The organism is Bradyrhizobium sp. LHD-71, assembly GCF_031157255.1.
GTDB lineage: Bacteria > Pseudomonadota > Alphaproteobacteria > Rhizobiales > Xanthobacteraceae > P52-10.
Map to the genome: position 1 here is coordinate 179,334 of NZ_JAVIFX010000001.1, position 18,783 is coordinate 198,116.

Below are 18,783 nucleotides of genomic sequence, written 5' to 3' on the forward strand. Positions count from 1 at the left end.
CCGGCACTTGAGGAGCTTCGGAGACTTCCTCGATGAGGCGGCGGCGTCCGGGATGCCCGCTTTAGCGACAAGACGGAGGAATGCCGCGCCATGCTGACCGTGAAGCTCGCGACCGCGCTTGTGCTCGGCTACCTGTTCGGCTCGATCCCGTTCGGCATCCTGCTCACACGCCTCGCCGGCACCGACGATTTGCGCTCGATCGGCTCCGGCAACATCGGCGCGACCAACGTGCTGCGCACCGGCCGCAAGGGCCTCGCCGCCGCGACGCTGATTTGTGACACATTGAAGGGCACGGTCGCAGTGCTCGTCGGCGGCCAAATTGCGGGACCTGACGGTGCTCTCGTCGCCGCGCTTGGCGCGTTCCTCGGCCATTTGTTTCCGGTCTGGCTGGGCTTCAAGGGCGGCAAAGGCGTTGCGACCTATATTGGTCTGCTGATCGGCCTCTTGTGGCCTGCGGCGATCGCATTCTGCGCGCTGTGGATCGTCGTCGCGCTGCTGACGCGCTACTCCTCGGCGGCAGCACTGATCGCGAGCCTCGTGACGCCGTTCGGGCTCTGGTATTTCGGCCACCCGGCGCTGGCGCTGCTGTTCGCGTTCCTGACGCTGCTGCTCTGGTTCATGCATCGGAGCAACATTGCGAAACTCATGTCGGGGAGCGAATCGAAGATCGGCGCAAAGGCGTGATCGAGACGCTCGATTGCAATCCGTAGCGGCGTGATAGGATCGACACGATATTTCAGCACCCGTGTATTTCGCCCGAAAGATGACTCCGCCCCTCACCGACGAACAGCGTATCGACTGGTTGCGACTGATCCGTTCCGACAATGTCGGGCCACGCACGTTTCGCAGCCTTCTCAGGCATACCGGTAGCGCAGGCGCCGCCTTGAAGGCGCTGCTGGAGCTTGCGCGACGCGGCGGCGCCTCGGCAGGCGGACGCATCTGTTCGCGCGAAGACGCAATGCGAGAGATCGACAACGCCCACAGGATGGGGATCCGGTTCGTCGCCGACGGCGAGGACGGCTACCCGCCCCGGCTTGCGACTATTGACGACGCGCCGCCGCTGCTGGCCATCCGCGGCGACAGCCATGCGTTGATGCGGCCGATGATCGCGATCGTCGGCTCCCGCAATGCGTCGGCTGCCGGCATGAAATTCGCGCAAGCACTGACGCATGAACTCGGTCAGGCCGGCTTCATGATTATTTCCGGACTGGCGCGCGGCATCGATCAGGCCGCGCACCGCGCGAGCCTTGCGAGCGGCACCGTGGCGGTTCTCGCCGGTGGTCACAACGAGATCTATCCGCCGGAGCACCGGGACCTTCTGCTTTCGATCGTCGGCGGCGCCGGCGCGGCGATCACCGAGATGCCGCTCGATCACGCGCCGCGCGCCCGCGATTTTCCGCGCCGCAATCGCCTGATCTCAGGTGCCGCGGTCGGCGTCGTGATCGTCGAGGCGGCCCATCGCTCGGGCTCACTGATCACGGCCCGGATGGCGGCCGAACAGGGGCGCGAGGTGTTCGCGGTCCCCGGCTCACCCCTCGATCCGCGTTCAGCCGGCGCTAACGATCTGATCAAGCAAGGAGCCACCCTCGTCACCTCGGCGGCAGACATTATTACCGTGGTTAATCCAATCCTCTCCCGGCCGATCGAGACGGGATTGAGGGAGCCTGATGTCGAGGGCTTTCGTTCCGCGCCGGACACCTCGGAGCGCACGCGGATTGTCGCCCTGCTCGGTCCAACGGCGGTCGGCATTGACGATTTGATCCGCATGTCGGGCACGTCCGCCGCCATCGTGCGGGTCGTCCTGCTCGAACTTGAATTGGCCGGGCGGCTGGAGCGGCACGGCGGCGGACTGGTCGCCCTGAAGGAGCTGCCGCACCCGACCTGAAGCGCACAGGAAAGCCCGTCCGGATGGCCGGCACTGGGCCATATTTTTCGCTACTCAGAATTACATTCTTCGGGTGAATACAACCAAGAGTAATCGCATGTTACCTGCACGTCATTTGACAGCGGGGGTGTCTACCACCATGTTCCGCGGCAACGGGCCCTGGCGAGTCTTGCGCTGCCGCCGCCCATTCCACTCCCAAGCTATTGGAATTGCATGAATATCGTCATCGTTGAGTCGCCCGCCAAGGCCAAGACGATCAACAAATATCTAGGCCCCTCCTACGAGGTTCTGGCCTCGTTTGGCCATATTCGGGACCTTCCGGCGAAGAATGGATCGGTCGATCCAGAAGAAAATTTTCGGATGATTTGGGAGGTCGATCCGAAGGCCTCCGGCCGGCTCAATGACATCGCCAAGGCGGTAAAGGGAGCGGACAAGCTGATCCTCGCCACCGACCCTGATCGCGAAGGTGAGGCGATCTCGTGGCACGTGCTGGAAGTGCTGAAAGAGAAGCGCGCGCTGAAGGATCAGGAAATCGAACGCGTCGTCTTCAACGCCATCACCAAGCAGGCGGTGACGGACGCGATGAAGAATCCGCGCAAGATCGACGGCGCCCTGGTCGATGCCTATATGGCGCGCCGCGCGCTCGACTATCTCGTCGGCTTCACGCTTTCCCCGGTGCTGTGGCGCAAGCTGCCCGGCGCCCGTTCGGCTGGCCGCGTGCAGTCGGTCGCTTTGCGGCTCGTCTGTGACCGCGAGCTCGAGATCGAAAAGTTCGTCCCTCGGGAATACTGGTCGCTGGTGGCGACGCTCGCGACGCCCAGGAGCGAGACCTTCGAGGCCCGCCTTGTCGGCGCCGACGGCAAGAAGATCCAGCGGCTCGACATCGGCTCCGGTGCCGAGGCTGAGGATTTCAGGAAGGCGATCGAAGCGGCCAACTTCACGGTCACGACCGTCGAGGCCAAGCCCGCGCGCCGCAACCCGTACGCGCCCTTCACGACCTCAACCCTGCAGCAGGAGGCCAGTCGCAAGCTCGGCTTCGCGCCGGCGCATACGATGCGTATCGCCCAGCGCCTGTACGAAGGTGTCAACATCGGCGGCGAGACCACCGGCCTCATCACCTATATGCGAACCGACGGCGTGCAGATGGCTACCGAGGCGATCACGCAGGCCCGCAAGGTGATCGGCGACGACTACGGCAAGGACTACGTGCCGAACGCTCCGCGCGTGTATCAGACAAAGGCCAAGAACGCGCAGGAAGCGCATGAGGCGATCCGCCCGACCGACCTGTCGCGGCGCCCCCGCGACTTGGCAAAGAAGCTCGATACGGAGCAGGCGAAGCTCTACGAGCTGATTTGGAAGCGCGCGATCGCAAGCCAGATGGAATCCGCCGAGCTCGAGCGCACCACTGTGGACATCGCCGCTAAAGCGGGGGCGCGCACCCTCGAGCTGCGCGCCACCGGCCAGGTCATCAAGTTCGACGGCTTTCTCACGCTGTACCAGGAAGACACCGACGACGCCTCGGATGACGACGATAGCCGCCGCCTGCCCGCGATGAGCGGGGGCGAGCCGCTGGAGCGCAGGGACCTCGCCGTCACGCAACATTTCACCGAGCCGCCGCCGCGCTTCTCTGAGGCGTCGCTGGTGAAGCGCATGGAAGAACTCGGCATCGGCCGACCTTCGACCTATGCTTCGATCCTGCAGGTGCTGAAGGATCGCGGCTACGTCAAGCTCGACAAGAAGCGCCTGTATGCCGAGGACAAGGGACGCGTCGTCGTCGCCTTCCTGGAGAACTTCTTTGCCCGCTACGTCGAATACGACTTCACGGCGTCGCTGGAAGATCAGCTAGACAAGATCTCCAACAACGAGGTCGCCTGGCGCGACGTGCTGAAGGATTTCTGGCGCGGCTTCATCGGTGCGGTCGACGAGATCAAGGACCTGCGCATCACGCAGGTGCTCGACGTGCTCGACGACATGCTGGGCCCGCACATCTATCCGCCTCGCGAGGACGGCGGCGATCCGCGGCAATGCCCGAACTGCGGCGTCGGCAGGCTGAACCTGAAGGCCGGCAAGTTCGGTGCCTTCGTCGGCTGCACGAATTATCCCGAGTGCCGCTACACGCGTCCCCTCGCGGCCAGCGATGACGGCGGCGACCGCGTGCTCGGCCAGGACCCGGAGACCGGCCTCGACGTCGCAGTGAAGTCTGGCCGTTTCGGCCCCTACATCCAGCTCGGCGAGCAGAAGGATGTCGGCGAGGGCGAAAAGCCGAAGCGCGCCGGCATTCCGAAGGGCACCTCGCCCGGCGACGTCGATCTTGAACTGGCCCTAAAGCTGCTTTCGCTGCCGCGCGAGATCGGCCGTCATCCGGAAACCGGCGAGCCGATCACGGCTGGTATCGGCCGCTTCGGACCGTTCGTGAAGCACGAGAGGACCTATGCCAGCCTCGAAGCTGGCGACGACGTCTACACGATCGGTCTCAATCGGGCGGTGACGCTGATCGCCGAGAAGGTGGCGAAGGGTCCGGGACGCGGGCGCTTCCAGAAGGATCCGGGCAAACCCGTCGGCGATCATCCGAACGGCGGTGTCATCACCGTGAAGAACGGCCGTTACGGACCCTACGTCTCGCACGACGGCACCAATGCGACGCTGCCGGCTGAAATCACGCCCGAGACCATCACGCTCGCGCAGGCGATCGAGCTGATCGATGCGCGCGCAGGCAAGGGCAAGCCGAAAGCCAAAAAGGCCGCGCCGAAAAAGGCGAACGGCGGAGCGACGGTCGAGGCTGCGGCCAAGCCGGCCGGGAAGCCAAAGAAGGCCGCGCCCAAGGCGAAGAAGGCCGCGAAGCCGGCGGCATCCGGTGCGGCCAAGAAGTCCGCCGCGAAAGCGCGCGGCGGCGTGACGAACAAGGCTGCTCCGGTTGTCGCGAAGGCTTCGCCGGCAAAGAAGGCCGCAGGCAAGGCTGCGCATTAGAGAAGGCCGCCGGACGATTGTGAAACGCAAACGCGACGCCGAAGCCAACTTTCCCTCACGGGACGAGATCGTCGCGTTTATTCGTTCGCAACCGGGCGAGACCGGCACCCGTGAAATCGCCCGTGCTTTCGGGCTGAAGAATGCCGACCGCATCGAATTGAAACGGTTGCTGCGCGAGCTCTCCAACGACGGCGTCGTCTCGCGCCGCGGCCGCAAGACCGTGCACCTCACCGGCGAGCTGCCACCGGTGCTTGCCGCCGATATCGTCGGCCGCGACAAGGACGGCGAGTTGATTGCTGTCCCCACCGAGTGGGACGAAGAGCGTGGCAGCCCGCCGAAAATTCACGTCCATGTCTCCCGCCGCGCCCATGCAGGCGTCACCGGCGGCATCGGCGACCGCGTGCTGCTCAGGATCGAGCACGCACACGATCAGGACGAAGTCACCCATCCGCGCGGACGTATCATCAAGCTGCTCGATCACCTGAAGCATCGGGTGCTTGGAATCTTCCGCAGCCTGCCCGACGGCAATGGCAGGCTGGTGCCGATCGACAAGAAGAACATCGGCCGTGAACTTGCGATAGCCACCCGCGACAGCATGGAAGCAAAGGACGGCGATCTGATCTCCGTCGAACTGGTGCGCGGACGCGGCTATGGCCTGCCGTCGGGCCGGGTAAAAGAGCGGCTCGGCTCCTTGAAGACCGAACGCGCTGTGAGCCTGATCGCCATCCACGCGCACGAGATTCCAAACGTGTTTCCGCCGGCCGCGCTGGCGGAAGCCGATGCCGCAAAGCCCGCAACCCTCGAAGGCCGCGAGGATTGGCGCGATCTGCCGCTCGTCACCATCGATCCGCCCGACGCGAAGGACCACGATGACGCTGTTCATGCGGTGCCGGATACCGATCCGGACAATCGCGGCGGCTTCGTCGTTACCGTTGCGATCGCCGACGTGTCGTTTTATGTGCGGCCGGGCTCGGCCCTTGATCACGAAGCAGTCAAGCGCGGCAACTCCGTCTATTTCCCGGATCGCGTCGTGCCGATGCTACCCGAGCGCATCTCCAATGACCTCTGCTCGCTTGTCCCTGGCGCTGCGCGCGGCGCGCTGGCGGTGCGCATGGTGGTCGCCAAGGACGGACGCAAGCGCTCACATACGTTCCATCGCATCCTGATGCGTTCCGCGGCGAAGCTGCATTACGCGCAGGCGCAGGCGGCCATCGACGGCCGCCCCGATGACAGCACCGGCCCCCTGCTCGCGCCGATCCTGCGGCCCCTGTACGACGCCTACGCAGCGCTGAAGCAAGCGCGCGACAGCCGCGAGCCGCTGGATCTCGACCTGCCCGAGCGGAAGATCCTGCTGAAGGCCGACGGTACCGTCGATCGCATCATCACCCCGGAACGGCTCGACGCGCACAAGCTGATCGAGGAGTTCATGATCCTCGCCAATGTCGCCGCCGCGGAGACGCTGGAGAAGAAGGCGACGCCGCTGATCTATCGCGTGCACGACGAGCCGGGCCGCGAGAAGGTCGTGGCCCTGCGTGAGTTCCTGCAAACATTGGACATCTCGTTTCCGAAGACCGGCGCCATGCGCCCGGAAATGTTCAACCGCACGCTGCGGCAGGCCAAAGGCCACGATTCCGAGCCGCTGGTGAACGAGATCGTGCTGCGCTCCCAGGCGCAAGCCGAATATGCGGCAGAGAACTACGGCCACTTCGGACTGAACCTGCGCCGTTACGCGCATTTCACCTCGCCGATCCGGCGCTATGCCGACCTGGTCGTGCACCGTGCGCTGGTGCGCGCGCTCTCCCTCGGCGCCGGCGCCCTGCCGGAGACCGAGAACCTCGAAACGCTGGCCGAGACCGCTGCGAATATCTCGGCGACCGAGCGGCGTGCGATGAAAGCGGAGCGTGAAACGACGGATCGGCTGATTGCGCACTTCCTTGCCGACCGTGTTGGTGCGACGTTCGCCGGCCGCATTTCCGGCGTCACCCGCGCCGGCCTGTTCGTCAAACTCGACGACACCGGTGCCGACGGGCTGATCCCGGTGCGCACGCTGGGGGAAGACTATTACCAGTACGACGAGGCGCGCCATGCGCTCATCGGCAAGCACAGCGGAGCCATGCACCGACTGGGCGACACGGTAGAGGTTCGTCTGGTAGAAGCGGCGCCAGTCGCCGGCGCCTTGCGGTTCGAGCTCCTGTCTGAAGCGCCCATGGCACCGCGGCGCGGCTGGAAGGAACGACGCCGCGGAGACGACGAGGTGCGAAGCCAACGCGATCGCCAGGAGCGGTCGTTCGTCGCCGGAAAACGCCGCGAAAAGGGTGGCGGCTCGAAGACCCACACGTCGAAACCGAAGGCGAAGCGGAAAGGCAAGCGAGACCGGCGATGACAGAAGCCAAGCAAGTCTGGACCAACCAAGCCGGCGCCCCGCCGAAGCGCGATCTTTTTGCGGCGATGCTGCGCGGCTTTCATTGCCGCTGCCCGAACTGCGGCGAAGGCAAGCTGTTCCGCGCCTATCTGAAGACGCGCGACAGCTGCAGCGTGTGCGGGCAGGATTTTCATCATCACCGCGCCGATGACCTGCCCGCCTATCTCGTCATCGTCATCGTCGGCCATATCATCGTGCCGCTGGTGCTGGCCGTTGAGCAGAATTTCCAGCCGTCCTATCTGGTGCACCTTGCGGTATGGCTCCCCCTCACCTTGGGCATGTCGCTGGCATTGCTCCAGCCGATCAAAGGCGCCATTGTCGGTCTGCAATGGGCCTTTCGCATGCACGGATTCGACGAAAACGGTCCCGCCGACCCGCTTGAAGCGGGTTTGAGAGATAAGAAGACTTGAGGGGCGAATGACCGAGACGGCCGAGCAGCGTTCCAACCTGCCCAATCCGGGAAATTACCGGGAAGACACGACGAAGCATCCCTACTTCCGTCCGAAGGATGCGGCCACCTTGATCCTGATCGATCGATCGGAGGCCAAACCGAAGGTGCTCGTCGGCAAGCGGCACGACAAGGTGGTGTTCATGCCGGGAGCGTTCGTGTTTCCCGGCGGACGTGTCGATCCGAAGGACAACAAGATCCAGGTTGCAGCGCCCATCCCTTCGGCACTCGAAGCACGGCTCCTGCAGGGCAGTCCGAAGATTTCTGGTGCCCGGGCCCGTGCGCTCGCCAATACGGCGATCCGCGAAGCCTGCGAGGAAACCGGGCTCTGCCTTGGCAAGCCCGCAAACGGCGAAACGGCAAAATTCGAGGGCAGCTGGAAGCCATTCGGCGAGGCAGGGCTGCTGCCTGACCCCTCCTCGCTCTACCTGATCGCGCGGGCGATCACGCCACCCGGGCGGGTCAAACGCTTCGATACGCGCTTCTTCACGGCGGATGCGTCCGCCATCACCCATCGGGTGCCGGGCATTGTTCACGCCGATGCGGAACTGGTCGAACTGGTGTGGGTCGAAATCGGCTCGAAACCGCTCGCCAACATGCATCCAATGACGGTGAAGGTGCTGGAACAGCTCGAAATCCGGCTGGCGACGGGGCCGTTGCGCCATGACGCGCCGATTCCGTTCTTCCACTTCTACGGCGGCAAGATGCAGATGGATATGCTGCCCGGAAACGTCGAATAGCCCGGGATCCCTGCAAAAGCGGGCCATTTTCGGCCCCCTAAATCCTTGACTTTAGGCCATTCCCGGCTAGGTTGCCGGCCAATTGGGCGGGGTTTCCCGCCCTCATTGTTTTTGCCGCATTCGAGGTTCGCATCATGGCCAAGGCCGTCACCATCAAGGTCAAGCTCGTCTCGAGCGCCGACACCGGCTTCTATTACGTTGCCAAGAAGAACTCGCGCACGATGACCGACAAGCTGAAGAAGAAGAAGTACGATCCGGTCGCCAAGAAGCACGTCGAGTTCGTCGAGGCGAAGATCAAGTAGCATTCGCAGGCGCTCGCACAGTCCGGGCGTTATGGGGTGAAGTGCAAAAACGGAGCCGAAAGGCTCCGTTTTTGTTTGTCCGCGTGACGACCCCTTTCGAATCGATCGCGTCCGAAAACGGCCAGACGGCAGCCTTCCGGCCCAATATCTCCGCGGGATGCCACAACGGAGAGAGCCATGGCTACCATCATCAAGGACGTTTCGATCGACGCCGGTCCGGCCGAGGTCTGGGACGCGCTCGAAGATTTCGGCGCATTGCATCAGCGCCTTGTTCCCGGCTTCGTCACGGCCTGCGAATTCGACGGTGAGGCGCGCACGGTCACCTTTTCGAACGGTTCCGTCGCGCGTGAATTTCTGGTGACGAGCGACCGCGAACGACGGCGTCTCGTCTACGCAGTGGTCAGCGATCACATCAAACAGCACAGCGCGTCCGCACAGGTGTTCGACGACGGCAAGGGTGGCACGCGACTGACGTGGATTACCGACGTGCTGCCGAATGATCTTGCACCCTATATCAGCGGTCAGATGGACCTTGGCGCAGCCGCCATGCAGAAGGCACTGGCGCGGAAGACGCCGTAGCCGTCATTGCGAGGCATAGCCGTTCGAAGAACGGCGTCGGCTTCGCTCGCCTATAGCCGTTCGAAGAACGGCGTCGCTTCGCTCGCCTATGGCGACGAAGCAATCCAGCGCGGCATTCGCGGCAGAATCAGACTGGATTGCTTCGCTTCGCTCGCAATGACGTGCTTATTCGCCCGACTGCTAAGCCGCGTCGAGCACGACGCGGTTGCGGCCGTCGCGCTTGGCGCGATAGAGCGCCTGATCGGCGCGCTTGAGAACGGCCGCAATCGGCTCACCCTTGCGGTCGAGCGTCGCGATGCCGATCGAGATGGTCACGTCGATGCGCTTTGCACCCTTCTCGATCGTGAACGGTTCTCCCGCGATCGACTTGCGCAAGCGCTCGGCAACCACGCCCGCAACATGCATGTCGGTTTCGGGCATCACAATGACGAACTCCTCGCCACCGAAACGGCAGGCGAGATCGATACCGCGGATCGACTTGCGGATGCGCACCGCGAACTCACGCAGAACGTCGTCGCCCGCATCGTGGCCGTAGCTGTCGTTGATCGACTTGAAGTAGTCGATGTCGAGCACCATCAGCGCCAGCGGCTTGCCGCGCACGCCGGCCTGTTCGGCAAGCGTCACCAGATGGCTTTCCATGTAGCGGCGGTTGTGCAGCCCGGTGAGCGCGTCGGTGATCGCGGCTTCGATCGAGTTCTGCACATTGTCGCGCAGGTGGTCGGTATAGCGGCGCTTGCGGACCTGCGTGCGGACTCGCGCCAGCAGTTCGTTCTTGTCCACCGGTCGCAGCAGGTAGTCGTTGACGCCGATCTCCAGCCCGCGCAGCAGGCGCGAGCTGTTGTCAGCGTCGGCGATCGCAAGAATCGGCACGTGCCGCGTCCGTTCCAGCGAGCGCGCCTGGCTGCACAGCCTGAGGCCGTCATAATTCTCCAGGCCGAGCGAGACGATCAAAAGGTCATAGTTGCCGTCGGCGGCATGAAACAACGCCTCGGCCGGATTAGGCTCGACGTCGACGCTGTGTTCTTCCGTCAGCATGGCCGCAAGCCGCTCGTAGGAGGCCGGCCGGTCGTCGACCAGAAGGATCCGCCCGCCCTTGCCTTGATCGGTGACCGCCTCGCGCTCCGGGCTCTGGATGCCGATCTCGTGCGAAGTGATCGCGCGCATCCTGAGTTCGTCGGTCATCATCTTCAGCCGCGTAAGCGACCGCACGCGCGCGATCAGCACGACATCGGAGACGGGTTTGGTGAGGAAATCGTCGGCGCCTGCTTCCAGCCCACGCACGCGATCGGCGGGCGAGTCCAGCGCAGTGACCATCACCACTGGTATGAAATGGGTCGCAGGGTCTGATTTCAGCCGGCGGCAGACCTCGAAGCCGTCCATGTCCGGCATCATCACGTCGAGCAGAACGATATCGCATTCGGCGCGCAGGGCGATCTCCAGCGCCTGCTTGCCGTTCGAGGCTGTCACGACGTCGAAATACTCGGCTGAGAGCCGCGCTTCCAACAACTTTACGTTGGCAGGAATGTCATCGACAACCAGTATGCGCGCGGACATTTGCGTCCCCCTACCCTATAAAATGTCGAACTGTTTCAATGAACTTGCCGACCGAGATCGGCTTAGACAGATATGCTTCACAGCCGCCTTCGCGGATGCGTTCTTCGTCGCCCTTCATTGCAAACGCCGTGACGGCGACGACCGGAATGGAGCGAAGGTTGGGATCGTTCTTGATCCAGCGCGTCACATCGAGTCCGGAGACCTCCGGCAGCTGGATATCCATCAGGATCAAATCCGGACGGTGACGGCGCACCAGATCGAGCGCCTCGATACCCTTGTTGGTGCCAACCGTCTGGTAACCATGCGCCTCGAGGAGGTCGCGAAAGAGCTTCATGTTGAGCTCGTTGTCTTCGACGATAAGGACGGTTTTTGCCATCCCGTCCTCCTCATTCTCGATGGATTGCCCGCTGTCGGCCTGATTGATTGCCGGCTGTCGGCGCAAAACGGTTCGCCACGCCAAAGCCAGCGTGGCAAGATAATTCAAAATAGAAAGGATAGGTTACGGAAAGGCAAATTCAACCGATGACAAAGCGGGACTTCACCCCGGGCCAAGTCGCTGAAACACTGGCGATTCGGGCCCTTTCCTTCCTTGCCCAGGAACCGGCGCGTCTCGGTCGGTTCTTGGCTGAGACCGGCCTCGGTCCGGAGACGATTCGCACCGCTGCGAAGGACAAGGCGTTTCTCGTCGGCGTGCTGGATTTCATTCTTAGCGACGAGGGCCTGATCGACGATTTCGGTGCAGCGAACGGCATCAAGCCACGCCAGCTGATCGCCGCACGCGAGGCGCTCGGCGGACCAACCTGGGAGCGCGACGTGCCGTGACCGTGACGCCGCCCGCCACCGGCTTCTGCCGCGACTGCCTGACGACGGTCGACACGCGGACGGCACGGTGCAGGCAGTGCGGCTCGCCGCGCCTGTTGCGCCATCACGCACTTGCCTCGCTGGCGATCGCCCACATCGACTGCGACGCCTTTTACGCCACCGTCGAGAAGCGCGACAATCCGGAGCTTGCCGACAAGCCGGTCGTGGTCGGCGGTGGCAAGCGTGGAGTGGTGTCGGCGGCCTGCTACATCGCGCGCACATTCGGCGTCCGCTCGGCGATGCCGATGTTCAAGGCACGCGCGTTGTGTCCCGAACTGGTCGTGGTGAAGCCCGACATGGCAAAATATGTCCGTGTCGGACGCGAGGTGCGTCGCGCGATGCAGGCGCTGACGCCGCTGGTCGAGCCGCTGTCGATCGACGAAGCATTCCTTGACCTGTCCGGCACCGAACGCATCCACGGCGCGATCCCGGCGCTGACGCTGGCGCGCTTCGCCCTCAACGTGCAGCGCGAAATCGGCATCACGGTTTCGGTCGGCCTCTCCTGCAACAAATTCCTCGCCAAGATCGCGTCCGACCTCGACAAGCCGCGCGGCTTTGCAGTGCTCGATCAGACGGACGGGCAGACGTTACTGGCGGGAAAACCGGTGAGCTTCATCTATGGCGTCGGACCCGCCACCCAGCAGCGGCTGCAAGCCCATGGCTTTCGCCTGATCTCGGATTTTCAGCGCGCGGATGAAATCGAGCTGATGAAGCAGTTCGGCCCCGAAGGGCGACGGTTGTGGCGGCTCGCGCGAGGCATCGACGATCGCAAGGTGGAGCCGGACCGCGACACCAAGGTGGTCTCGGCGGAAACGACGTTCGAGAACGATCTGCGCGACCTCGCAAGCCTCGAACGCATCCTCTGGCAATTGACCGAGAAAGTGTCGTCGCGGCTGAAATCGGTCGAGCTGGCCGGCTCCACGATCACGCTGAAGTTGAAGACCGCTGACTTTCGCCAGCGCACACGTGCGCAATCAATTGGCGGGCCGACACAACTGGCCAACCGGATCTTTTCGACTGCCCGCGAACTTCTGGCCAAGGAGATCGACGGAACGGCGTTCCGCCTGATTGGAGCTGGCGTCAGCGCCTTGCGGCCGGCGTCCGAAGCGGAAGATTCCGATCTGCTCGATCGCCGCAGCGCGCACGCTGAGCGGGCGATGGACGAGTTGCGCCAACGTTTCGGCCAAGGGTCGGTAATCCGCGGGATCGCCTATGAGGGGCCTGCGAAAAACGGCCAGGGATGATGCGTCGCGTGGCTCGCCTTGACCCTCACGACCCGGCCTGACGCAAGAACAATGCAGGCCGGGTCGCGATTTCGTTCACTTGTCGTCGACGACGACCATGACGGTCGGCTTGCCGCCGGACGAGATTGAGGCGGCGTGAGCCAACGCTTCCTTGCCCTCGTCCGACATGGCGCAGGCCTTCAAGCTGTCAACTGATGGAAAGGTGACGTCTGAAATCAGGTGGTATGGCGGCATCGCGTAAGCCGGGCCGACCACACGCTTGGTCGCGACGCTGGCCGCGCCTTTGAGCCGCGGCCCGGCGTAGGGCAGATGCTGCTCGCGATAGGCGCGGTCGAACTCCTGCGGGTCTTTCGGAGTGGGATAGACAATAAGCAGATGAGCGGTCACAGGTTCTCTCCTCTTCAGGTGTGACAACCTGCGGGGTTATGCGCCCGCCGCGGGCCGCTGTGGGGTACGAATTCCGGACTTGTCCGAGGGCGCGCGCGTCAGCGATGGCGCTTGTCCGCATGAGCGACCCGGCGACGCTGCAGTTCGCGTGTTTGCAGAGTCGGCGCGACGCGTGCGAACTGGTAGCGCGCAAACCAGCCCGGAAACGCGCGCGCAAGCGTCCGCGGGCCCTCGATCGCCAATCCGCCGCGTTGCGCTTCGGCAAAGCTCGTATCGCCGCGCCACCACGCAACCAGCGCGGCCAGCGGACCACGGATCCGCAGAGGTTCGGGAAAACCCGGGTTTTGCGTACAGACGGACGCTTCCGCTGCCTTCAGCAACATGAAGCGCGGCTGGCTGCGCTGAAGTTCGAAGCGCACCACCATCGGATCTTTCGGCAGCGCATCGAAGCAAACACGTCGCTGCATATCGACGAGCAGCGGTTCGAGATCGACGTCCTCACTTGCAGCATGCCGCGGTAACCAACGCTGCCCCCAGGTACCAAGCGCGCTCACGACGCTTGCCAACTCCTCGCCAGCCTGTGTGAGCGCATATTCAGGACCATGCTCGCCGTCGCTGCGAGCCACCGCTCCGACGAACGTCAATGTCTGCAAGCGTTCCGAAAGCATGGTGCGAGAGATCCGCGGAATGCCGCGCCGGATATCGTTGAAACGCCGGCTTCCACAGAGGAGTTCGCGCACGACCAGAAGTGTCCAGCGTCCGCCCAACACCTCGTGCGCGCGTGCCATGGCGCAGAACTGACCGTAGCTTGCCATGACGAAAGCTTAGCACGGAGGGGGCGCCACGCCAGGTCCGGATTCCGGACCGCCTGGCGTCTCGGTTCTAACGTTCGGCTTCGGGAGCCGGCCCGTCACTTGCAGGGCTTGGTCGTCTTGACGTCGAACTTGCTCATGGCGCCGGTGATGACGAAGTCGTTGTAGTCGAGCGTCAGCGCGCGCGACACGCCATTCTCGTAAAGCTCGAACGACATGGCATAGACCGGCGTCTGCTCGCCAGTACCCGACTTCGCTGCGCGGTCGTAATAGCTCACCGTCACCGGCCAACGCGCCAAGCTCTTGAGCGCCTCATTACCAGAGCCGACATCCGGGTGCGATGGCGCACGCTCACCCGGGATCGGCTGCCCGATCACCGTCAGCGTGTTGTAGATCTTCTCGCCGTTGTCGGAACCGTCATAGACGGAGAGCTCAAGGATCGATTTGCCGGCGCGCGCCGCGTCCAGGATGCGATGCACCTGCTCGGTCGGAAATACGGTCGCCTTGTCGATGGTGAAGGTTTTGGTCTGCGGCTGCTTCAGCTTGATGACGATGCCGTTCGCCGTGCGTTCGGCAGCACCGTCCACGGAGCTGGAGTTTTCGTTGTTCATCCGCGTTTCGATCCTGAACCGAAAACTCGAGCCCTTGCCCTCTTCCCAGCTCGACGAGCGCAGGTCGCTTACCACCGTCCGGCCCTCCCCGGTGTTCAGCCGTGAGACCTGGCGGAAGTCGGTCGTATAGCCCTCGCATTCGCTGCCAGAGAAATTGTAGACGATGCGCCCCTCGGCGGCCTCGATCGACGGGCTGCGGCGCGAGGTCTTCAATGACAGGTCGTAGGCCGCCTGATGGGCGAGGAATGGCGCCGGACCGGCAGCGGTCGCAACTCTTATGTCCACGAGCAACGGGACCGCCAAAACGGCGAGACAAAGGCCGGATCCTAGCCCGGACTTCGCAAAGATGCCGGGAACGCGCGCGGACAAAGGCATGAAGTCTCCGTTGATCATCGAATCGCGAGAATAGTGAGGCCACAATCGGCCCGCAACAACCGCGCCGGGGTGCAAACTTGCTGTGAGGTGTCCAAAAATGGGCGGTTTTCGTGGAGGGCACATCGTTCGCACCTTGCTTGCGACCATATGATGGGCAAAAAGAGGCATCAGTCTCAAACGAGCGTGAACGAAAGGGGTGGCCCGTGGCAGGTGCAGTCGAACAGAAGCTCGCAACGCAGGGTATCGTGTTGCATCAGCCCGTATCGCCGGTTGCCAACTATGTCGGCTTCGTCCGCACGGGCAACCTCTTGATCTGCTCCGGCCAGATCTGCCTCGGTGCGGACGGCAAGCTGATCGCCAAGGGCAAGCTCGGCAAGGACGTCACCGTGGAGCAAGGCGCTGCGGCGGCGCGCGGTTGTGCGATCAACCTCCTGGCGCAGGTCAAGGCGGCGGTGGGCGACCTCGACAAAGTCGCTCGCGTTGTGCGTCTCGGTGGCTTCGTCAATTCGATGCCGGATTTCCTCGACGGACCCAAGGTGCTGAACGGCGCGTCAGATCTGATGGTGGCGGCGTTTGGAGACAAGGGTCGACACGCGCGCACCACGGTCGGCGTCGCGTCCCTTCCTGCTGACGCTGCTGTCGAGGTCGAGGCTATCTTCGAACTCGCCTGAGAAGAGAATGCGCGCGCCGGACTGGCTGACCGCCCGGCCCGTGGCCCATCGCGGCCTGCACGACCGCGCGCGAGGTATCATCGAGAACATGCCGTCGGCGATCGAGGCTGCGATCGCCGGCAACTTCTCGATCGAAGTCGACGTTCAGCTTACCGCCGACGGCGAAGCGGTCGTGCATCATGACGATGTCCTGGGACGACTGAATGAGGGCCGAGCAGCACTGGTCACGCTGACGGCGGCGCAGCTGAAGCAGGTGCCGTTCAAGGATACGACCGAGCGCATGCTCACGCTTGGCGAGCTCGGCGATATGGTCGCAGGACGCGTGGCGCTGGTTATCGAGGTGAAGAGCCGTTTCGACGGCGACCGCAAGCTGGTGACACGTGTGGCCCAGGTGTTGGCGTCCTACCGCGCCCCTGCCGTTGCGATGTCGTTCGATCCGGATCAGGTGATCGCGCTGAGGGAGCTCGCGCCCACCCTCGTGCGCGGAGTTGTCGCCCAGCGCCGCTATCACGAGGACGAATGGACCAGGGCCTCGGTCGCGCAACGACACCAGATGACGGCGCTCCGGCACGCTTTTCGCACGCAGCCGCACTTCGTCGCCTATCGTGTCGATGAGCTGCCTGCGCCCGCCCCTTGGATCGCTCGCAAGTTGTTCGGCTGCCCGCTCCTCACCTGGACGGTGCGCACCCAGGACCAGCGTGCGCGCGCCGCTCAATACGCCGATCAGATGATTTTCGAAGGGTTTGTGCCGGAGAGTTGAAGCGAGGGATCATCGGCCATGCTGGTGCGGTGTTTCTGACATTCCGATCACTCTTGCCGCAAGCCCGTTCGTCGGAACTCCAGAAGCAAAAACCACACTAGAATCATAAAGTTGCGAGCGTTCTTTGTTGCTCGTTCGCGCGAACGACTCGCGGCGAAGTGAGCGAGCGATCGGAAACAGGACACTGCCGCCACGTGGCATTCGCGCCCCCTTATCTGCTAATCTTAGGGCATCCGCGGACAATCTCCGGTCCCTATGCCCCCTTCCCAAATCGAATTTCAGGCGGTTCCCTCGATCGACGACATCCCGGCGGAGGCCTGGGATGCCTGCGCCAATCCGGCGGTCGGCACCGATGCGAATATTTCGGCCGGCGGTTCACCCTGCACCGCCAGAGAACGGTACAATCCTTTTGTCCGGCACGCGTTCTATCATGCGCTGGAGGCCTCCCGCTCGGCCTGTCCGCGCACCGGTTGGGGGCCCCAGCACCTGATCGCCAGACGCGGCAGCGACATCGTCGGCGTGGTGCCGTGCTACCTGAAATCGCATTCGCGCGGTGAGTATGTGTTCGATCACGGCTGGGCCGACGCGTATGAGCGCGCCGGCGGGCGCTACTATCCGAAGCTGCAGGTCTCCGTGCCGTTCACGCCGGCGAGTGGCCCTCGCCTGCTCGTCCGCGAGGGTGCTGCCGACACGACCGCGGTCCGCGATCTGCTCGCAAAAGGCCTGATGGCCCTGTGCCGGACCGTGAAGGCCTCGTCCGTCCACGTCACGTTCACACGAAAGGACGAGTGGGAACTGTTGGCGAAGAACGGCTTCCTGCAACGAACCGACAAGCAATTCCATTGGGAGAACCAAGGCTATTGCAGCTTTGAGGATTTCCTTGGTGCCCTCAACTCGCGCCATCGTAAGCAGGTCAAGCGCGAGCGGCGCGAAGCCGTCGCGAACGGCATCACCATCGAGCATCTGACCGGCAAGGATCTGAACGAAGCCGCCTTCGACGCCTTCTTCAGGTTCTACATGGAGACCGGCTCACGCAAATGGGGCTCGCCATATCTCACCCGTGAGTTCTATTCGCGCGTCGCCGAGTCGATGCCTGACGACATTCTGCTGGTGATGGCGAGGCGCAATGGTCGCTGGATTGCAGGTGCAATCAACTTCATCGGCTCGGAGACGCTGTTCGGTCGCCATTGGGGCGCGATCGAGCACCACCCGTTCCTGCATTTCGAAGTCTGCTACTATCAGGCCATCGAGTTTGCGATCCGACGCGGCCTGAAACGCGTCGAGGCCGGTGCCCAGGGCGAGCACAAGCTGGCGCGAGGTTATCTGCCGACGGAGACGTTCTCGGCACATTACATCCCCGACCCGGGGTTCCGGCATGCCGTCGCCGGCTATCTCAAGCGCGAGCGGCAATATGTGTCGCATGCGGTGGACGAGCTGACAGAGTATGCGCCGTTCCGGAAGGCCACCGACAGCAGCGACGAGGCATGACAATCTGCACTGTCACATCCGGCCTGGTAATTGAAAACCTGGCACTCACGGCCACTTCGAGGACACGATGACCGCTTACGATAACGACAACATCTTCGCCAAGATCCTGCGCGGCGAACTGCCTGCCTTCAAGATTTACGAGGACGACAAGACCTTCGTATTTCTCGACATCATGCCGCGCTGCCCAGGCCATGCACTGGTGATTCCGAAGGCGCCGGCGCGAAACATCTTCGACATCACTCCGGATGATTTTGCCGCCGTCTCCCGCACAGCGCACAAGATCGCAGCGGCCGGCAAGAAGGCGTTTGCCGCCGATGGCGTCACGGTCCAGCAGTTCAACGAACGCGCCGGCGGCCAGGTGGTCTTCCATCTGCATATGCATGTGATGCCGCGTCACGACGGCGTGGCTCTTTTGCCAGCGGCAAGCCGCAAGGAAGATATGAAGGTGCTGGAGGATCATGCCACGCGGATGATCGCGGCGCTGAAAAGTTGATGAAAGGCTCTCGGCCCGTCGCCGGTGAGCCTCCTGCCGCCGCATCGACGACCTCGCGCATGAATGCGCGGAGTGCGACAGCCTCTCGCACCGAGTTGCATCTCAGCCCTTGACTCCAAGTGTTCCAGGACGATGACGGTCTTGCATCATATCGTCATCAAAAACTCACATCTGAACCGCTTAA

Annotated in this window: 19 protein-coding genes; 14 read left to right on the plus strand and 5 right to left on the minus strand. The window is 63.4% G+C overall.

The annotated features are described in order from the left end of the window. The first annotated feature begins 90 nt into the window (after window positions 1-90). From plsY to RCO31_RS00925, 8 genes are all read left to right on the plus strand, one after another. A complete protein-coding gene (gene plsY / locus RCO31_RS00890; RefSeq protein WP_308966279.1) occupies window positions 91-684 on the plus strand; it encodes a glycerol-3-phosphate 1-O-acyltransferase PlsY in 594 nt (197 codons plus the stop codon). A 79-nt stretch (window positions 685-763) separates the two neighbouring features. Beyond that, a complete protein-coding gene (gene dprA, locus RCO31_RS00895; RefSeq protein WP_308966280.1) occupies window positions 764-1,885 on the plus strand; it encodes a DNA-processing protein DprA in 1,122 nt (373 codons plus the stop codon). A 213-nt stretch (window positions 1,886-2,098) separates the two neighbouring features. Further along, the gene (gene topA / locus RCO31_RS00900) at window positions 2,099-4,852 is read left to right on the plus strand and encodes a type I DNA topoisomerase (protein WP_308966281.1); all 2,754 of its coding nucleotides are present in this window, start codon (window positions 2,099-2,101) and stop codon (window positions 4,850-4,852) included. Window positions 4,853-4,871: 19 nt separating this feature from the next. Beyond that, complete coding sequence (rnr, locus tag RCO31_RS00905; RefSeq protein WP_308966282.1) at window positions 4,872-7,235, plus strand: ribonuclease R; 2,364 nt, start codon at window positions 4,872-4,874, stop codon at window positions 7,233-7,235. Next, complete coding sequence (locus RCO31_RS00910) at window positions 7,232-7,684, plus strand: DUF983 domain-containing protein (protein WP_308966284.1); 453 nt, start codon at window positions 7,232-7,234, stop codon at window positions 7,682-7,684. Before rnr ends, RCO31_RS00910 begins: the two co-directional genes overlap by 4 nt. Before the next feature lie 7 nt (window positions 7,685-7,691). Continuing rightward, a complete protein-coding gene (locus tag RCO31_RS00915) occupies window positions 7,692-8,462 on the plus strand; it encodes an NUDIX hydrolase (protein ID WP_308966286.1) in 771 nt (256 codons plus the stop codon). A gap of 134 nt (window positions 8,463-8,596) precedes the next feature. Beyond that, window positions 8,597-8,764 (plus strand): 50S ribosomal protein L33, encoded by a 168-nt coding sequence (gene rpmG, locus RCO31_RS00920; RefSeq protein WP_308966288.1) that lies wholly within the window; start codon window positions 8,597-8,599, stop codon window positions 8,762-8,764. A gap of 177 nt (window positions 8,765-8,941) precedes the next feature. Then, window positions 8,942-9,343, plus strand: a complete 402-nt coding sequence (locus RCO31_RS00925; RefSeq protein WP_308966289.1) for an SRPBCC family protein — start codon at window positions 8,942-8,944, stop codon at window positions 9,341-9,343. 180 nt (window positions 9,344-9,523) lie between these two features. On the opposite strand, the gene RCO31_RS00930 is transcribed toward RCO31_RS00925, so the two are convergent. Together RCO31_RS00930 and RCO31_RS00935 are read right to left on the minus strand one after the other, a co-directional pair. Then, window positions 9,524-10,897 carry a PleD family two-component system response regulator gene (locus RCO31_RS00930; RefSeq protein WP_308966290.1) on the minus strand — a complete coding sequence of 458 codons (1,374 nt, stop codon included), beginning with the start codon at window positions 10,895-10,897 and terminating at the stop codon, window positions 9,524-9,526. Between the two features lie 10 nt (window positions 10,898-10,907). Next, complete coding sequence (locus tag RCO31_RS00935) at window positions 10,908-11,273, minus strand: response regulator (protein WP_308966291.1); 366 nt, start codon at window positions 11,271-11,273, stop codon at window positions 10,908-10,910. Between the two features lie 146 nt (window positions 11,274-11,419). Here RCO31_RS00935 and RCO31_RS00940 point away from each other — a divergent pair, with 146 nt between their 5' ends. Next, the gene (locus RCO31_RS00940; RefSeq protein WP_308966292.1) at window positions 11,420-11,719 is read left to right on the plus strand and encodes a DUF3572 domain-containing protein; all 300 of its coding nucleotides are present in this window, start codon (window positions 11,420-11,422) and stop codon (window positions 11,717-11,719) included. After that, complete coding sequence (locus RCO31_RS00945) at window positions 11,716-13,002, plus strand: DNA polymerase IV (RefSeq protein ID WP_308966293.1); 1,287 nt, start codon at window positions 11,716-11,718, stop codon at window positions 13,000-13,002. The genes RCO31_RS00940 and RCO31_RS00945 overlap by 4 nt, the downstream gene beginning before the upstream one ends. A 75-nt stretch (window positions 13,003-13,077) precedes the next feature. On the opposite strand, the gene RCO31_RS00950 is transcribed toward RCO31_RS00945, so the two are convergent. From RCO31_RS00950 to RCO31_RS00960, 3 genes are all read right to left on the minus strand, one after another. After that, window positions 13,078-13,389, minus strand: a complete 312-nt coding sequence (locus RCO31_RS00950) for an EthD family reductase (protein ID WP_308966294.1) — start codon at window positions 13,387-13,389, stop codon at window positions 13,078-13,080. Between the two features lie 98 nt (window positions 13,390-13,487). Then, a complete protein-coding gene (locus RCO31_RS00955) occupies window positions 13,488-14,204 on the minus strand; it encodes a helix-turn-helix domain-containing protein (protein ID WP_308966295.1) in 717 nt (238 codons plus the stop codon). Window positions 14,205-14,299: 95 nt separating this feature from the next. Then, window positions 14,300-15,187: a cell envelope integrity EipB family protein gene (locus RCO31_RS00960; RefSeq protein ID WP_308966296.1), complete on the minus strand. Its 888-nt coding sequence runs from the start codon at window positions 15,185-15,187 to the stop codon at window positions 14,300-14,302. A gap of 203 nt (window positions 15,188-15,390) precedes the next feature. On the opposite strand from RCO31_RS00960, the gene RCO31_RS00965 reads away from it, so the two are divergent. The 4 genes from RCO31_RS00965 to RCO31_RS00980 all read left to right on the plus strand — a co-directional run bounded on the left by RCO31_RS00965 (window position 15,391) and on the right by RCO31_RS00980 (window position 18,599). Continuing rightward, a complete protein-coding gene (locus RCO31_RS00965) occupies window positions 15,391-15,858 on the plus strand; it encodes a RidA family protein (protein WP_308966297.1) in 468 nt (155 codons plus the stop codon). A gap of 7 nt (window positions 15,859-15,865) precedes the next feature. After that, complete coding sequence (locus RCO31_RS00970) at window positions 15,866-16,618, plus strand: glycerophosphodiester phosphodiesterase (RefSeq protein WP_308966298.1); 753 nt, start codon at window positions 15,866-15,868, stop codon at window positions 16,616-16,618. A gap of 255 nt (window positions 16,619-16,873) precedes the next feature. Continuing rightward, entirely contained in the window at window positions 16,874-18,106 is a 1,233-nt protein-coding gene (locus RCO31_RS00975; protein WP_308966299.1) for a GNAT family N-acetyltransferase, read from the plus strand. 67 nt (window positions 18,107-18,173) lie between these two features. Further along, window positions 18,174-18,599, plus strand: coding sequence for an HIT domain-containing protein (locus tag RCO31_RS00980; RefSeq protein WP_308966300.1), 426 nt, complete (start codon window positions 18,174-18,176; stop codon window positions 18,597-18,599). Window positions 18,600-18,783: the final 184 nt, after the last annotated feature.

Coding starts and splice junctions, on each gene's coding strand:
- RCO31_RS00975 (WP_308966299.1), top strand. CDS start 16,874: ATGCCCCCTTCCCAAATCGAATTTCAGGCGGTTCCCTCGATCGACGAC.
- RCO31_RS00940 (WP_308966292.1), top strand. CDS start 11,420: ATGACAAAGCGGGACTTCACCCCGGGCCAAGTCGCTGAAACACTGGCG.
- RCO31_RS00980 (WP_308966300.1), top strand. CDS start 18,174: ATGACCGCTTACGATAACGACAACATCTTCGCCAAGATCCTGCGCGGC.
- rpmG (WP_308966288.1), top strand. CDS start 8,597: ATGGCCAAGGCCGTCACCATCAAGGTCAAGCTCGTCTCGAGCGCCGAC.
- RCO31_RS00915 (WP_308966286.1), top strand. CDS start 7,692: ATGACCGAGACGGCCGAGCAGCGTTCCAACCTGCCCAATCCGGGAAAT.
- RCO31_RS00930 (WP_308966290.1), bottom strand. CDS start 10,897: ATGTCCGCGCGCATACTGGTTGTCGATGACATTCCTGCCAACGTAAAG.
- RCO31_RS00970 (WP_308966298.1), top strand. CDS start 15,866: ATGCGCGCGCCGGACTGGCTGACCGCCCGGCCCGTGGCCCATCGCGGC.
- dprA (WP_308966280.1), top strand. CDS start 764: ATGACTCCGCCCCTCACCGACGAACAGCGTATCGACTGGTTGCGACTG.
- RCO31_RS00960 (WP_308966296.1), bottom strand. CDS start 15,187: ATGCCTTTGTCCGCGCGCGTTCCCGGCATCTTTGCGAAGTCCGGGCTA.
- RCO31_RS00910 (WP_308966284.1), top strand. CDS start 7,232: ATGACAGAAGCCAAGCAAGTCTGGACCAACCAAGCCGGCGCCCCGCCG.
- topA (WP_308966281.1), top strand. CDS start 2,099: ATGAATATCGTCATCGTTGAGTCGCCCGCCAAGGCCAAGACGATCAAC.
- RCO31_RS00955 (WP_308966295.1), bottom strand. CDS start 14,204: ATGGCAAGCTACGGTCAGTTCTGCGCCATGGCACGCGCGCACGAGGTG.
- plsY (WP_308966279.1), top strand. CDS start 91: ATGCTGACCGTGAAGCTCGCGACCGCGCTTGTGCTCGGCTACCTGTTC.
- RCO31_RS00935 (WP_308966291.1), bottom strand. CDS start 11,273: ATGGCAAAAACCGTCCTTATCGTCGAAGACAACGAGCTCAACATGAAG.
- RCO31_RS00925 (WP_308966289.1), top strand. CDS start 8,942: ATGGCTACCATCATCAAGGACGTTTCGATCGACGCCGGTCCGGCCGAG.